Source organism: Terriglobales bacterium, assembly GCA_035561515.1.
In the GTDB taxonomy this organism is placed as follows: Bacteria; Acidobacteriota; Terriglobia; order Terriglobales; family Acidobacteriaceae; genus DATMXP01.
The window spans coordinates 141,226-155,754 of the sequence record DATMXP010000044.1 but is presented as its reverse complement, the minus strand read 5'-3'; the positions used below and the strand labels follow the sequence as shown (position 1 = coordinate 155,754).

20 protein-coding genes are annotated in these 14,529 nt (G+C 58.1%); 7 read left to right on the top strand and 13 right to left on the bottom strand.

All coding sequences use genetic code 11. The features are described 5' to 3' along the window. Nucleotides 1-20: 20 nt before the first annotated feature. Entirely contained in the window at nucleotides 21-1,313 is a 1,293-nt protein-coding gene (locus VN577_20295) for a beta-propeller fold lactonase family protein (GenBank protein ID HWR17182.1), read from the bottom strand. A gap of 202 nt (nucleotides 1,314-1,515) precedes the next feature. Here VN577_20295 and VN577_20290 point away from each other — a divergent pair, with 202 nt between their 5' ends. After that, entirely contained in the window at nucleotides 1,516-2,178 is a 663-nt protein-coding gene (locus VN577_20290) for a hypothetical protein (GenBank protein HWR17181.1), read from the top strand. A gap of 125 nt (nucleotides 2,179-2,303) precedes the next feature. Further along, nucleotides 2,304-3,140, top strand: coding sequence for a peptide chain release factor N(5)-glutamine methyltransferase (gene prmC, locus VN577_20285; GenBank protein ID HWR17180.1), 837 nt, complete (start codon nucleotides 2,304-2,306; stop codon nucleotides 3,138-3,140). Here the strand turns inward: prmC and selD are convergent. The 3 genes from selD to VN577_20270 form a co-directional block, all read right to left on the bottom strand. Continuing rightward, nucleotides 3,137-4,192 carry a selenide, water dikinase SelD gene (selD, locus tag VN577_20280; GenBank protein HWR17179.1) on the bottom strand — a complete coding sequence of 352 codons (1,056 nt, stop codon included), beginning with the start codon at nucleotides 4,190-4,192 and terminating at the stop codon, nucleotides 3,137-3,139. The genes prmC and selD overlap by 4 nt on opposite strands. 45 nt (nucleotides 4,193-4,237) lie before the next feature. Then, a complete protein-coding gene (locus VN577_20275) occupies nucleotides 4,238-6,874 on the bottom strand; it encodes a DUF6600 domain-containing protein (GenBank protein ID HWR17178.1) in 2,637 nt (878 codons plus the stop codon). Between the two features lie 326 nt (nucleotides 6,875-7,200). Further along, nucleotides 7,201-7,779, bottom strand: a complete 579-nt coding sequence (locus VN577_20270; GenBank protein HWR17177.1) for a TIGR00730 family Rossman fold protein — start codon at nucleotides 7,777-7,779, stop codon at nucleotides 7,201-7,203. 104 nt (nucleotides 7,780-7,883) lie between these two features. Here VN577_20270 and VN577_20265 point away from each other — a divergent pair, with 104 nt between their 5' ends. The 4 genes from VN577_20265 (at nucleotide 7,884) to VN577_20250 (ending at nucleotide 11,206) form a co-directional block, all read left to right on the top strand. After that, entirely contained in the window at nucleotides 7,884-8,672 is a 789-nt protein-coding gene (locus VN577_20265) for a cysteine peptidase family C39 domain-containing protein (GenBank protein ID HWR17176.1), read from the top strand. 64 nt (nucleotides 8,673-8,736) lie between these two features. Beyond that, on the top strand, nucleotides 8,737-9,516 hold the full coding sequence (locus tag VN577_20260; GenBank protein HWR17175.1) for an SGNH/GDSL hydrolase family protein: 780 nt from the start codon (nucleotides 8,737-8,739) through the stop codon (nucleotides 9,514-9,516). Nucleotides 9,517-9,760: 244 nt separating this feature from the next. Then, a complete protein-coding gene (locus VN577_20255; protein HWR17174.1) occupies nucleotides 9,761-10,594 on the top strand; it encodes an MBL fold metallo-hydrolase in 834 nt (277 codons plus the stop codon). A 78-nt stretch (nucleotides 10,595-10,672) separates the two neighbouring features. Then, the gene (locus VN577_20250; protein ID HWR17173.1) at nucleotides 10,673-11,206 is read left to right on the top strand and encodes a hypothetical protein; all 534 of its coding nucleotides are present in this window, start codon (nucleotides 10,673-10,675) and stop codon (nucleotides 11,204-11,206) included. A 219-nt stretch (nucleotides 11,207-11,425) separates the two neighbouring features. Here the strand turns inward: VN577_20250 and VN577_20245 are convergent, their stop codons facing one another. Genes VN577_20245 through VN577_20225 form a run of 5 tightly spaced genes read right to left on the bottom strand, consistent with a single transcriptional unit; the run spans nucleotide 11,426 to nucleotide 12,988 of the window. Then, nucleotides 11,426-11,680 carry a hypothetical protein gene (locus tag VN577_20245; GenBank protein HWR17172.1) on the bottom strand — a complete coding sequence of 85 codons (255 nt, stop codon included), beginning with the start codon at nucleotides 11,678-11,680 and terminating at the stop codon, nucleotides 11,426-11,428. Next, on the bottom strand, nucleotides 11,677-11,901 hold the full coding sequence (locus VN577_20240) for a helix-turn-helix domain-containing protein (protein HWR17171.1): 225 nt from the start codon (nucleotides 11,899-11,901) through the stop codon (nucleotides 11,677-11,679). Before VN577_20240 ends, VN577_20245 begins: the two co-directional genes overlap by 4 nt. Beyond that, nucleotides 11,894-12,100 carry a hypothetical protein gene (locus VN577_20235; protein ID HWR17170.1) on the bottom strand — a complete coding sequence of 69 codons (207 nt, stop codon included), beginning with the start codon at nucleotides 12,098-12,100 and terminating at the stop codon, nucleotides 11,894-11,896. The genes VN577_20240 and VN577_20235 overlap by 8 nt, the downstream gene beginning before the upstream one ends. After that, a complete protein-coding gene (locus VN577_20230; GenBank protein HWR17169.1) occupies nucleotides 12,097-12,612 on the bottom strand; it encodes a hypothetical protein in 516 nt (171 codons plus the stop codon). The genes VN577_20235 and VN577_20230 overlap by 4 nt, the downstream gene beginning before the upstream one ends. Next, nucleotides 12,563-12,988, bottom strand: a complete 426-nt coding sequence (locus tag VN577_20225) for a hypothetical protein (protein ID HWR17168.1) — start codon at nucleotides 12,986-12,988, stop codon at nucleotides 12,563-12,565. The genes VN577_20230 and VN577_20225 overlap by 50 nt, the downstream gene beginning before the upstream one ends. Before the next feature lie 17 nt (nucleotides 12,989-13,005). On the opposite strand from VN577_20225, the gene VN577_20220 reads away from it, so the two are divergent. Continuing rightward, a complete protein-coding gene (locus VN577_20220; protein ID HWR17167.1) occupies nucleotides 13,006-13,179 on the top strand; it encodes a hypothetical protein in 174 nt (57 codons plus the stop codon). A 244-nt stretch (nucleotides 13,180-13,423) separates the two neighbouring features. Here VN577_20220 and VN577_20215 read toward each other — a convergent pair whose 3' ends face one another. From VN577_20215 to VN577_20200, 4 genes are all read right to left on the bottom strand, one after another. Then, a complete protein-coding gene (locus VN577_20215; protein HWR17166.1) occupies nucleotides 13,424-13,696 on the bottom strand; it encodes a hypothetical protein in 273 nt (90 codons plus the stop codon). Beyond that, nucleotides 13,686-13,910: a hypothetical protein gene (locus VN577_20210; GenBank protein HWR17165.1), complete on the bottom strand. Its 225-nt coding sequence runs from the start codon at nucleotides 13,908-13,910 to the stop codon at nucleotides 13,686-13,688. Before VN577_20210 ends, VN577_20215 begins: the two co-directional genes overlap by 11 nt. Further along, nucleotides 13,910-14,047: a hypothetical protein gene (locus VN577_20205; GenBank protein ID HWR17164.1), complete on the bottom strand. Its 138-nt coding sequence runs from the start codon at nucleotides 14,045-14,047 to the stop codon at nucleotides 13,910-13,912. The genes VN577_20210 and VN577_20205 overlap by 1 nt, the downstream gene beginning before the upstream one ends. A gap of 238 nt (nucleotides 14,048-14,285) precedes the next feature. After that, the gene (locus VN577_20200) at nucleotides 14,286-14,483 is read right to left on the bottom strand and encodes a hypothetical protein (GenBank protein HWR17163.1); all 198 of its coding nucleotides are present in this window, start codon (nucleotides 14,481-14,483) and stop codon (nucleotides 14,286-14,288) included. Between the last annotated feature and the right edge of the window lie 46 nt (nucleotides 14,484-14,529).

Here is a 14,529-nt window from a genome sequence, read left to right as displayed (position 1 = left end):
CCCCTTTTGGTAATACGCTCTTACTTCTTTACTACTACTCCGCCCAACATCTGGCTCGGTGACGCGAACGGCGATCCCGCCAACGGCGTCAGCTTTCCCGAGGACGGATCGAACGAAAATCCCGCAATCGAGTTCTCGTTGTTTCGCGCGTAGACGAAATGGTTCGTCGTGTCGATCACCATGTTCAGCGTCATCGTAGAGTTGGGCGCGTTCGACGTGAACGTCAGGTTCCCGTCCGCTTCCACCTTGAACACGTTGATGCCACCGGCGAACAACGACAGGAACACCCACTGGCCCGTACGGTCTGCCAGCACGTTGGTCGTCCCCGTGAATTTGTCACCGCTCAGGTTATGCACCATCGTGATATCACCGCTATTCTGGTCCACCGACCACACGCGTACCGTACCCGTCGATGCATCTTGTGCGTGCGTGCTCACCAGGTATTTGCCGCCTGCGACCAGGCCAATATCGTCCACGGGAATGTCCGTCGTAAACGGATGGACTGCAACCTGGCTCAGCGTGCCCGAGGAACTGCGGCCCAGAACCATGATCCCGTTCACGCTACCGGCGATCACGGTGTAGATAAACTTCCCGTCCGGGGACATAACTGCGCGCACCACATTGGTGCCGGTGAATGTGTATGGAGAATCGCTGAGTTGTGTCAGCTTTCCGGTATTTGCATCAACTGAGTACCCGTAGATCAAGGCATCCGATCCATCCTGCTTCATCGCAAAGACGTAAAGGTTCTGCCCTGTCGGGTCCATCGTCACATCCTGCACGCAGTACGCATCGAGTTTGATCTGCTCGAGCGGCGCAAGCTGCCCGCTGGTGTCGATTGTGAAGGAGTGAAGTTCGCCCGGAGTATCCGAACAGTTGCTGCCGCGCACCGCCGGTTGCTGGCCGATGCCCACATAGAGGAACTTCTGTGCCGGATCTGCGACCAGCGAATTCGGTTCTAACGCGCCGCCAAACGGGCTGTTCGGAAGCAGCGTCAGTGCGCCGGAAGCGCCGTCAATGCGGAAACCCTGCACTCCTTTATCGAGACTACCGGCGTACAGATACTGCGGCGCCGTGCTCGTTCCACCCCCAGAATTGTTTCCGCCGGAGTTGTTTCCACCGGAGTTGTTTCCACCGGAGTTGCCGCCCGAATTGTTCCCGCCCGAGTTATTGCCGCCGTTGTTCGACGATCCCGGATTTGGATTTCCCGTGTTGTTGTTGCCGGAGTTCGAGTTGGATCCACAACCAACCAACACCAGGAGCATGGCTACAAAGAGAGCTGTCGCCAGCCACACACCTCTACGAATGTTTCGCATGTGTATATTCACCTGACCAGGGAAGAGTTACTTTCTGGTCTTCTAGATGGCTGCTGCTGAAGCGCGGTTTGCTGTCCTACTCTCGTTAGCGTTGACACAAGGCTGTCGTCGATAGTGCGGTTTCCAAGAGAGTAGAGGACCCTTAACGAAGGGAGATTTGGTTACAATAGGTCATCACGACTCTCGTAGGGAACCGACACAAATGACAACCCAAGCAGCCGAAGCTGTCGGCACGATATACGTCACGCTTTCCGGACTACCTCTGTTCATTGACCTGAAATGGCCGTTTCGTCGCGCTTCCTCGGGCGCAGACTTCCACGTCATTCATTCCGACCTTCGTCTGGCGGATGGGTCCGGACTTCACGCCCTGATTGCGGTAAACCTTTCGCTCACCGTTGCAGAAGTTCTGCCCTCGCTCGAGCGGCGTGACACCGAAGCCCCCGTCATCAACGCGTTGCGCAAGGAAGTCGATAACAAGCAGATCGAATTCATGAAGTCGCCCAAGCTCATTCCAGTGCACTTCAATAGCCGCTACTGGAGCCACAAGCAGAGTCGCTGGACATTCCCCAGTGCCACCGACGACCAGATCGCGCAACTGCTTCTGCGCAAGGTGTACTGGTCCGACCGAACCAGCAAGGGAACAAAAGTTACCGTGGCCGATGCCATTGATGCCCAGTACGTCAGCAGCACGCCCGAGCACCTTCGCGAGGTGGCTCAAAAACTCGCTGCCCAGGACCTGTTGAACCTGCACGGAGACCTTGCTTCCGCGGGAACTGGACTGGCTCGCCACGCCGACGCCTTTGAGGCTGATATGAAGGCCGTCCTCGAGCAGCTTCAACAGAAGCACGCCTTCGAACGTGGATAATTACTGAATTCGGTGCAGGCCGTTCGCCTTCGAGCGGCCTGCTTCATTTCCGGCACCTGCCGTTGTATCACGCTGTATGATTTGTTTTCCCTACTCGCTAGCTGCTATCTGCTAGCCCCCTATTTATGCAGCTTCGAGCCGCGCTCAACACCGCTATCGAAATCCTCGAGCAAAACGATGTCGGCTCGCCTCGCCTGAACGCCGAAACACTGCTCATGTTCGTGCTCAACTGCAACCGCGCCTACCTCTACGCGCACCCGGAGCGCGAGTTTTCGCAAGACGAACAGCAGCAGTACGACGAAGCCATCGCTGAGCGTGCGCGTGGCGTCCCGGCTCAATACATCACCGGACACCAGGAGTTCTGGGGACTGGATTTCATCGTCTCCCCCGCCGTGCTTATTCCGCGCCCGGAAACTGAACACGTGGTTGAGACCGCCGTCGAGATCGCACGCGACATCGAGCACCCACTCATCATCGATGTTGGCACCGGCACCGGGTGCATCGCTCTGGCGCTTGCCAACGAGTTGCCGCGTGCCGAGGTCCATGCCGTCGATCTCTCACCTGACGCGCTCGAAATCGCGCGCGCCAATGCCGCCCGTCTTCGCCTTGAACGCGTACGCTTTCACGTCACCGACCTCCTGCAAGTCTTCCCCGAAGACTTCGCCGACATAATCGTTTCGAATCCGCCTTATGTCGGCGAATGCGAAGCCGATAAAGTGCAGGCCCAGGTGCGGCGCTTCGAGCCTCACATGGCTGTCTTCGGAGGGCAGAGCGGCGCTGAAATCGTCGAGCGCCTGATTGCCCAGGCGAAACCGGTCCTGAAGAAGAATGGTTGGATTCTGATCGAGATCGGTTACACGCAATCCGCGATGGTGGAGAAGCTGCTCAGCGGATGGAACGACGTTCACTTCGTTCCCGATTTGCAGGGGATTCCGAGAGTCGCGGTAGCGAGAAAAAACTAGCTTACGATCGCGATCGCCGGCTTCTGCGATTCGAGCACTTCCCCAATCACCGACGCGCTGACGCCTGCTTCCTGCAAGGCATTGCGTAACCGCTCCGCGTCACTGCCGGCGACCGATATCAGCAATCCTCCCGCCGTCTGCGGATCGTACATCAGCGTCCGGACTTCCTCCGGCACACCAGCTTCGTAACTCACCAGGCATTCCGCAAATTCACGGTTTGCCTTCAAGCCTCCCGGAATAAATCCGGCCTGCACACATTCCACCGCGCCGTTTAACAAGGGGATCTTCGATCCGAAGAACCGCAATGACACGCCCGACCCAAGTGCCATCTCACGCGCATGGCCGATCAATCCGAAACCGGTCACATCGGTCATGGCGTGAACTTCGGCACCGCTGTTGACAACCGCTTCGGCAGCCTTCTTGTTCAGCGTCGTCATCGACGTCGTTGCCGCGTCAATCCACTCCGGCTTGGCCTGGCCCTTCTTTATGGCCGTCGAAATCACGCCGGTGCCGATCGCCTTCGTGAAGATCAGCTTGTCGCCTGCCCGAGCACCCGAGTTCGTCAGCACTTTCTGCGGATGAATGACTCCCGTGACCGAGTATCCAAACTTGATCTCAGGATCGCGGATCGAGTGTCCGCCGACCACGGTGCAGCCAGCCTCAACCATCTTCGACAAGCCGCCGGCCAGGATGCGTTCCAGCACGTCGAAGTCGCCCTTCTCCGGAAAGCACACCATCGCCAGCGCCGTCAGCGGACGCCCACCCATGGCATACACATCGCTCAAGGAGTTCACCGCCGCGATCTGCCCGAACGTATATGGATCGTCCACAATCGGCGTGAAGAAATCCACCGTCTGGACGAGCGCCTGCTCGGCCGTGAGTTGATACACTCCGGCGTCGTCGGCTTTATCGAAGCCAACCAGCACGTTCGGATCCTGTTGCCGGGCTAATTTCCCAAGCACCGTGTCCAGCACCGCCGGACTCAGCTTGCTTGCTCAACCCGCAGCTTTCACCTGCTCCGTAAGACGGATTTTTGCGGCTGATTCAGACACACGCTCATTGTAAAGGAGGGAAAGGGAGGAAGCTTCGACGAGGAGTTATCTGTGCGAACGGCCGCCACCACGTTCGCCACCCGACCTGCTCACGCCGGACGAACGCTGGCCGCCACCACCGCCACCACGCGATCCTGAGTACGAACCACTTGACGCACGCGCCCCTGAATAGCTGGGAGCCGACATTCTCGGAGAATAACTCTGTGCCTGACGTTGCGAGCTAACTCTGTTCCCGGCATCGCTGGAACGGTATCTTGGCGCGGAATAGCTACGTTCAGCCGATGAATAACCAGGCGAAGAATAACTCCGGGCAGATGGTGCATAGCTACGTTCCGGCGAAGAATAACTGCGGCCGGGCGAAGCATAACTCTGGGCCGGCGAAGCGTAACTCAACGACGCCGGTCGGTATTCCCCTACCTGGCCTTCGCTCGGCCTGGGATATCCATAGCTGGAAGAAGGGCGGAGGCCCGCCTGCGGGCCTCCTTTCCTTGGATTAGCGTCGATGTTGCGCGACGGTTTTTCCGGACGGCTCTCACGCGGTGCCGCCGAAGGACGTGGCTGCGCCGGTGCCGCTTGCGGCGGTGCCGAACGCTGCACATCCGGAGGTCTGCTTACCGGTGCAGAGTGCGTTTCCATTCTCGGAACCACGCGCTCCTGCCTTACTGGCGGAGCTGACGGACGGCTCACGTTGCCCGGATTCGAACTCGGCGGAGCCACGTTCACCGGACGGTCATTGCTCGGCTGCGGCACGCTGCGTGTTTCGTTCCGCACCTCCGGCGTTGTCATCGGACCGCGCGGCCCGCGATACACGCCACCTTCATCGCGCGGCTGAATCCGGTCGTTCTTGCGCTCCATCTGGTCGCGAACCACGGACTGCCGTTCTTCGCGCTGCATGTTGCCGTTTCCGGGCTGCGCTACCGGCTGGTTCTCCGGCGGACGCGGCACTGTTCTCGGTTCGCGCAGGCTGTCTGGAATAGTCCGGCCGCCACGATTGACGTTCCCGTTATCGTCCATACCACGCGGCGTGCGATCCGGTCCGGCGTTTACCGGTCCCGGCGTCACCGGATTGTTGTTCTCCACCCGTCCCGGCCTCGGAACGCGCGACGAAATGCCATCGCCGCTAGGTCCCGTGAAGCTTTCGGTAGCTGGCTCGCGCTTCATCGGTCCTCGTCCTGGCCGATCCGGCGTGCCGGTCATGATGTTCGTTTCGTACGGCTTTGGGACACCACGGTTCGGTCGTCCAACCACAATCTCCTGTCCCTCGGGAGTATTGTTCTTGGGCGCATTTGCCATCGGCCCAACCGGAACTGGCCGACCCGGCTCATCTCCGCGTCTCGGTCCCTGCGCGCCCCGGTTTACGCCCGGCGTTTGGATTCCGCCAACTTCCGGACGGTCCGGCCCACGGCCGCGTCCACGCCGATCGATCCCCGCTGGCGGCACCGCTCGCTTTTCGCCTGCATTCGTGCCCAGTACGCTGTTCGTCGTTGGCGTCACGGGCACGCTGTTCGTAGGACGGAACTTGTCCACGTCGCGTTTCGATACTCGTACCAATCCATCGCGCGTCGGACGCGAATGACGGAACACATCATTCGACACCGCCGTCACCGCATCGGGCTGCTCGCGATACTTGTAGTGAATGTTGTAATGATTCTTGCCGTAATAGTTGTTCGTAACGTTCGTGATATTCGTGATCCGCGTATTCGTCACGTTCACGTGCTGGAAGTAATTGCGGCTATGCCGGTAATAGGGCACGTAAGGTTCACCCCATCCGAGCGGGAACCAGCCGACGCCACCGCCAACTCCAAACGAAAGTCCCACACCCCAGCTCGATCCGCCATACCAGGCCACTAACGCCGGCGCATAGACCGGACGCACATGTAGCGGTCCCGGGCACCATCCCCAACGGTTGCGGTGATACACCCAGCGTCCATAGTGGAATGGCGCAAATCCCCAGGGAGCGTCGTCAACCCACGTCCATCCCCAGGGCGAAATCCATACCCAGTGTCCGTAACGGTAGGGAGCCCATCCATACGTCACCGTGCGCGGATACCACACCGGCCCGTACGGGGACACGTCCGCCCAGTATCCGTAATAGTCCAGGTCGGAATAGCCGACCATCGAGCGAGGCACATATCTCGCCGCCACCGCGCGGTCGTCGCGGTCAGCGCGAGCAAAACACCAGTCGTCGAAACCATCGCGGCCTGGATTATGGTTCACGGCGTAACGCATCGTGCGTCCGCCCATGAAGGTGTAGCGCTCATCTCCCTTGATTCTTACCGACGGCCCGTCGCCCGTGGCATCCCCTTCGCCACGGAACACCGTCACCGATGTCGTATCGCCCGCGTTATCCACGTCAAAGCGATAGGTACCTTTCTTGCGGACCGTAAACGCCACATTCGGCGTTGTGACTTCGTAATACTCACCGTCGTAAAGCTGCGTAATGTGCAGGTTCAGCGTCCCCTGGTCCACCTGCACCTGGACGTTGTTGTTGTTTACGTTCATCAGCGTGATGCTGGTCAGCTCATTGAGCCGGATCGACGCGGCGCCCAACTGCAACTCCGTCCGCGAATCGCGATCCGTCCACACCCGGTCGCTCGACGTTAGCGGCCGGTTAACCGAAGCGGCCACCCATTCATCCACCCCATTCGGCTGGATCGATACCTGTCCGCTTATATAGTTCAAGCGGGCTACACGTGAAGGGGGATCATCATCGTCAGCGCAGACGGGGGGAACAAAGACTGCTGCGCAAAGGACCACGAGGAGCAAACTCCGTAACGAGGTCATGGCAGACTCCCAAGACCGGCCCGTTGACACCTGTAGGACTGGTCGAAATTCCACTAGTACTAACCCACATACCTTACTTCAAGTTGCGACATTTTGCAGTCCAGTCGCCCCGAACCGCAGTCCATGTCCCGCAACCAAATACAGGTGCTAAGTTACGTATCTAGAATGAGATACACGGCACTCCGTCACGCGGAAGTGAAATCGAAGGTAACCCTTCCGCCCTTCTACTTTCCCGCCTCAAACCATTTCGTCGGCACCGCCGTAGGCCGGTAGCTATCCAGGTAGGCGAACGCATCCTCCGCCGACTCGGCAAAGTGGTACAGCACCCGCGACGCCGGTTTTGCAAAATGCTGTTCGAAAAAATGCTCGAAAAGCGCGCGCAAGGGATCGTAGAACCCATGTGCATTCAGGATCACGACCGGTTTCTGATGCTGTTGCAACTGCTTTAGCGTGATGATCTCCACCGTCTCTTCCAGCGTGCCGAAGCCGCCCGGCAACACCAGGAATGCGTCTCCGCGCTGCTCCATCATGGCTTTGCGCTCGCGCAGGTTGTTGGTCAGGATCAACTCGTCGGCCTCTTCAAACGCGATCCTCCGGTCGGCAATGTACTTCGGAATAATGCCCACCACCGGTGAACCGGCCTCTCGCGCCGCGTGCGCCACCGCGCCCATCAGGCCGATACTCGTGCCGCCATAGATCAACGTGTCGCGACGTGCCCCAATCCGCCGCCCCAACTCGCGCGCCACTTCAAAGAACAGGGGATCCACCGCATCGGAAGAAGATGAGAAAACCGTGATGTTCATCGCCGTTAGCTGAAAAGGTATCACTGCAGCCCTTGTCTCACCACACAAGTCATTGAACAACTTATGCCAGCCGTAGTACGTTCCCCTCGATGCGAGTAAATCCCATGATCGTTCCTACATTGATGTTGGCAGCGATCACGTTCTGGCTTGGCCGTTCGGCGGAACAAAGACTCGTCGCTCGCAGCAGTCGTCTGCTGTTTCTCGCAATTTCCGTCGTCCTTGCAGTCCCCGGTGTAGTGTACGTGCTTTATTACACACATCTTTTTGACCGTGCCGCATGGTTCTACGAACTCCGCACAATTCTCGGAAGTGAACTACTCGCCTCGGGCATCGGAGTCCTTGCAGGATTCCTGTACTCATGGTCGGCGCCCGAGGGCAAAGGAGAGAAGTTGGCAATTCCGGCCGCATTGGTCGTGCTCACCTTCATCCCTTTCATGAAGCCGCTCATTGCACCCCTCGATTTCAGCACGCTTCACGACCGATGCGACGAGGAAGCTTGCCTCCAGAGCACACCATCCACCTGCGGCCCAACGAGTGCGGCCAATCTTTCAAAGCTGTTCGGTGTTGTTACTTCGGAAAAGGAGCTAGCGCGCGCGGCCTACACCTATCGCGGCGGCACCGAGAATTGGTATTTGGCGCGGGCGCTAAACCAGCGCGGCATCGCAACTCGCGTCGTTATCCAGAACGAAACCGATGCACCGCCTGCTCCCTCCATCGCCGGAGTCGTTCTTCCGGGAGGTGCCGGACATTTCATCGCAGTTGTTTCCATCACCGACGATGCGGTTACCGTCATCGATCCGCTGGTAGGGAAATTGATCATTCCTAAATCAAGTCTCCACCAGCGTTACAAGTTCACCGGATACTTCCTGGTCCTTTACCCGCTCCTAATGTAATCCGCAAAAATCCGCTTCATCGCGTAATCCGCGGGCAGCTTTTCATCGGTTACACTGTTTTGCCATGAAACGCCTACTCGCCTTCGTGCTTCTCGCTCTCGCCTCGGCCTCTGCGCAATTCATGCAGGCCATTCCGCCGAAGACCGCCGACAACTGCGAGGTCCGCGCCGACAAAATGGACAAGTGGCTCCTTGACTGGGCCAACCTCACTCGTTACCAGAAGGCCGACTCCGACGCCATCCGCAAGTCTGATCCTTCTCGAGTGGTCTTCATGGGAGACTCCATCACCGACCACTGGGACCTCGCCGCGTCCTTCCCCGGCAAACCTTACGTCAATCGCGGCATCAGCGGGCAAACCACTTCGCAGATGCTCATCCGCTTCCAGCCTGATGTGGTGAACCTGCGTCCGTCCGCTGTGGTCATCCTCGCCGGTACCAACGACATCGCCGGAAACACCGGCCCCATTCTCATCGAGCAGATCGAGAACAACTTCAGCGCCATGGCCGCCATCGCCCGTGCCAACAAGATTCCCGTCATCGTGTCGTCGATTCTGCCGGTCCACAACTACACCGAAGCTTCGCAGAAGTTCTTTGTTTCGCGCCCCATGGCCCAAATCCGCGTGCTCAACGATTGGCTTCGTGACTTTGCCAAGGACCAGGGCTACGTCTATGTCGACTACTTCTCGGTCATGCTCGACGAAAAGGGCTTACTGAAGCGAGAACTCGCCGCTGACGGACTCCACCCCAACGCCGAGGGCTACAAGATGATGGCCGAGATGCTCCAGAAAGCCATCGATGAGACCTTGCAGAAACGTAACGCCCCGCTGAAGAAGGTAAAGAAGTAAAAATACATTTCTGCAAAGTTCCTGACGGGATCTCTGAAGTTTAAGGAGAATGCTGTTTGAGCGCCGCAGGCGTGACATGCCATAGACCGCCACGTAAGTGGCGGGTACATTCACGCCGCAATCCCGAGAGTCCCGTCAGGGACGGCATCCCAGTACGGCAGCATAAGCCATCCAAAATCATGCAACTCTGCAACGGCTGACTAATTCTGTAAGCTAAGAGCAGCGCTATCAGCTGAAAGCCTCCATGCACAGAACGACTCTCGGCAATCTGGAACTCACCATCCTCTCCGACGGCGAGTACTACCTCGACGGCGGCACCTTCTTCGGCGTCGTCCCCAAAATCATGTGGCAGCGTAAGTGGGCGCCCGACGAACTCAACCGCCTTCGCGCCGGACTCAACTCCGTGCTCATTCGCGGCGGCGAGAAGACCGTGCTCATCGAAACCGGAATCGGCAACAAGCTGAATGACCGAATGCGCAAGATTTACGGGCACGAAGAAAAGCTGCTGCAATCATTCGAGGCCGCCGGAGTCTCGACCGAAGAGATCGACGTCGTTATCAACACCCATCTTCACTTCGACCACTGCGGCTGGAACACCATATATAAGGAGGGGCGTCCCGTCCCGACGTTTCCCAACGCGCAGTACTACGTTCAGGAAGGCGAGTGGCGTCACGGCCAATTGCAGACGGAGCGTGACCGCATCAGCTACATCAGCGACAACTACAACCCGCTCATCGAGTCCGGACAGATGACGCTGCTCAACGGCAACCAGCAGATCACACCGGAAATCTCCGTTCGCATCTATCCCGGCCACACCGAGTTCATGCAGTCCGTGATCATCGAGAGCGCGGGCAAGAAGGCCTGCTACATCTCCGACCTCATCCCCACCACGGCGCATCTCGATCTCGCCTGGGGCATGTCGTTTGATCTCCTGCCGCTACAGACTCTGTACAGCAAGAAGAAGTTCTACGCAGATGCCGTGCCCGAAGAGTGGCTCGTAATTTTCACCCACGACCCGAAGATTCCGTGGGCTTACGTGCAGCAGTCGGAAGGGAAGTACATCGCGCGGCCGATCTAGATAACGAACTGGTTTAAGTGATTCCGCGGAATTGTTGCTTCATTGCCCTCGTTTCGTACTAACATTCCTGACCACCGAATGCATAACGAACCGAAACGCGGTTACGCAAAGTTCCACTATCGCCTGATCGCAGCGGTCTGTGTTGCACTCGGCTTTTTGGTCTATCAGTGGACTAAAGACCGTCCGGCAGCCGAGCATCAACTGTTCTTGCTGCAATCCACTATTTTCTTCCTGTGGGTGCTATTTCTTTCGGTTCTCTTTCGTTGGCAGCGCTTATTGCATTGGGCTAATCGAAGCCAATGGCGCAGGTTCACGTATTTCTTTGTATTGTTCGAGCTTGGGTTGGCCCTGCCGCAGTGTTACTTTGGCTGGCCGACGGATCTCTTTGATCGCTACATTTATCCCCTCATCTTTGCCCTGGTGGTCACGCTGGATTTCTCTGAGAAGAGGACGGCGGCTCAGATTGGGGGTGAGGGAATTACACCGGAGTGGTGGGAAGTGAGGGGACGACGCGGGATGTGGTGGGACAAATCACGGTGCGCTAAACACTTACGAGGGTTTTGCGGAGCCGAAGAGCGCACGATTTCTCCGGCACAATTCCGCTCGTATTGAGCGCGTAACGCGTGTTCTTGGCGATTTGAATCGCTGTAAGCTGTTGAATCTTCGTCGCGGTTAACCGAAGTCGGTTGCCGTTTTGCCGTTTTAGAACAGCGCCTATACGCAGATCATTGTAAGTTGCTGATATCGCGCGATTTACAAAACGGCAACGAATGATTCCGCATGCGATTCGGTCGGTACCAAAACGGCAATGGCTTTTCGCTTTTAAGATGCTCATTTTTGGACCTCTTTTTCCTGCCTGCGGAGCTCCAGCCAGTCTTTGATCGAGCCGCCGTTTTCGAGGTACTGCATGTAGGCGCAGACGCTGTCGTAATCGACTCGCCACCAACCCCGCAGTGTGCGTCTGTGGCCGTCGATCGCGCCACATTCCAGCAGCCGCAGAACAGAGTCATCGGAGCATTCCATAAGCTCCTTAGCCCGCTTGGTTGAGATCCAGATTTTTCGTTTGATCGTGGTCGGAGTGATCATTTGCAGCGGCGCTCCTTCCCGGGCTTTCCTGCGCCGTTGTGCTTCGCGCGGCGAGCGAGAAATCGATCGACCGAAACACGGCTGACCAACATCCAGCCGCGATCGCGAAGGGTGAACCATTCAAGCTCGTTGGCATGAGCCAAACGGCGTGCCGTGTCGTCGGAACACCCTATGATTTCGGCCGCCTCGCGGAGCGAGATCATCTTCGGACGCTTAGGCATCCTTACTCCTCAGAGGAGCGAAGAGTTTCTCCAGGAATTCGTCGAACTTGGCGGCGACATCCTTTGCATCACCTTCGGCATGAAAATGCGCGCCGTTGATCGTGCAGCGCAGGCTGGTGACGGCCTTCGCGCCTTCGTTGCTACGGACGACTGCTTTCCCAACGCTCATGCGTTTCACTTTCACTGTTTGGTCACTCATGCAGTCACGCGCTCCTTCCAAACCCCGGCACGCTTCAGCATGGGCTTCAGCGCCCACCAGACGCGATTAGCGTCCCACTCGGTGCGGATCTCGGTGCGGCCTTTCAGCGGACCGCTCGAAGACTGCAGCCAGGCGGTGAAGCGATACTCATCCCATCCCATGCGCTCGTAACCGCGGCGAATGCGATCGAGGCTGGCTTGCGTCACCATGGTCTTGGGTCCGTTATCGCCGCGACGTCCTTCGAGACCAGCCGAAGTGGCCGCATATTGCGACGTAGGACGATGACGCGGCGGTTCGATCGGTTGACCTAGCGAGATCTGCAGAGTGTCGATGAGATCGTTCGCCTCGTCTCGCGTCAGGACACTGAAGCTGGCGACCGGACGTTTGCAGGCCTGGCTTGCCCACAGAAGGCGCTGCGATCGCAGGCCGACGCGTGGGTCCATATCTCGCCGTGTGTACGCGTTATAGAGCGTCTGTAGACGCTTGAGCTGGCTGCTGCTGATCTTCTCCATAAGACTCCTCGAACAAAGGCAACGCTGTGGCCTCGGGCTTTCCAATCTTACGGAAGCCAGCCGCGCGCTTAAGGCAGTAATCGGTAACGCGGCGCGGTTCGTCGTCGTCGATCCAGGCGTCGCGATTTGCTTTCTCGTAAGCGCCGACTGTGGCGTAGAACTCAACGCGATCTCCTCTTTCGAGTGAGAGTTCGCGCATCAGTTTTCCGACCTTGAACCACAAGTGGTCGGTTACGAGGTCGCCGCTCTCGTCGCGGACGTCGACCATGAGCGCTGTCACCGTGTTTCCCCACTGCGACCGCCTTAACCCGAACCGTGAGAACTGGGCGGTGAAGCGTCCGCGACGGCCCGCTCGGTCCTTCAACTTGTTTCTCACGCGAGTACTCCTTTCGCTTGGCAGTGACCAGAGCCTTGATTGCTGCCGGCTCGATCGCCGCGATCTCGACGACCGTGGCAGGGTTGACCAGGCCGACGCGACGCCCGCGAACCACCATCCAGAATCGCTTCGGCCGAGCCTTGCAGGATGGACACAGCTTCGGCTTCTTTAACGCGGCCGCTGCGCGCTGAGCAGCCCGACGCCGGCGATAGTCTTCCTTCTTGCATTCGTACGTACAGAAGCGAGCTTTGATGTTCGGTACAGACTTTCCGCATCCTGGTAGTTGACATACTCTGTCGACCAATGTGGCCCCTTAGTCCTTCCGCCTCTTCCGGGCGGTCTATTTACAACGTTCGTGCGGCGCTTCTTGGCGTTACCGAGCAACCGCCGATTTGCATCACAATGACTGTTGGCAGCGTCCCAGTGACCTGCCTTTCACAAAGGCTTCGCGTCTCGCTTTGCCATGCTTCGCGCTGGTATACGAACGGTTCGCGGAGCCTTAGCTTTGCTGCCGTTGCGAAGCAGACTCTTGTCGAGTTCCTCGAATTTTGTGAGCGCCGTGTGCACGTATTCGGATCGTTCTTCTGTGGTGACGCAGACGACGGCCAACGCCGACGCAAGCGCCGAAGACGAGTATTTAGAAAACGCCTTCGTCAATTCGTCGACGCGTTCCAGACGGGCTTGAAAATCGGCATCGTTAGTCGACATAGACCTCCAAAAGCAGGACAGGGCCTGCGCGTTTAATACGGGCTCCGAAATTGTTGCCACCGAAGTACTTCATCAGCGTCTCGTCGGGCGGCCAGGGCGCGTCGCTGAACTTCACCAATTCCAAACGGTGAATCGAGCGGCCCTGGTAGATCGTGCGGACACCGAACTCAAATCCGTCGATTGAGCGTCTCTCGTATGCACGTTGCGCTGTCATCAACGAAAACTCCTGAGTCGCGTGCAGAAGATCCAGGCACGACGGACCTTAAGAACAAGCGCCCAGAACGCCACGCCGCGCGCGTACATCGCTTCGAGTTCCTGGACCTCAAGCATGGCTGTGATCTCGGGAGGCATCAGGCTGCATCTCCTCCAAACAGCGGGCGTGGGTGAGTTGGGCAATAGTCGCGATCAGGCCCAACCGGTACCAGGCAGGATGCGCATAGCCAGGCATCACAGGTCCGGTCCGGGTTTTGTTTTGTCGGCTGCGGAAAATCGCATTGATAGTTCGCGCTCATCTTTCCGCAGATGGAGCACTTCTTAGGACGAGGCTTCTGCACCTTGCAGATCGCGTATCCTCCACCGGGCATGTTCACTACGACGCAGGGCATGGCGCCTCCTGCTTTCCGAACTCCTTTTCCTGGTAGAAGTGAACGCCGCAGCACGGACACCACTCCGGCCGCAAAGCGATGTGAAAGTCGGTCAGGCACTGCGAGCAGCGGAACGCGAAGACAAGGACACGGGCGCTGCCGACTTTGCTCTTCACTTCGTAGTGGAGGATGCGGGTCGCCATTACAGGCCTCCAGCTTCGCGGAGTCGCTGCACCATGTCTCGATGGT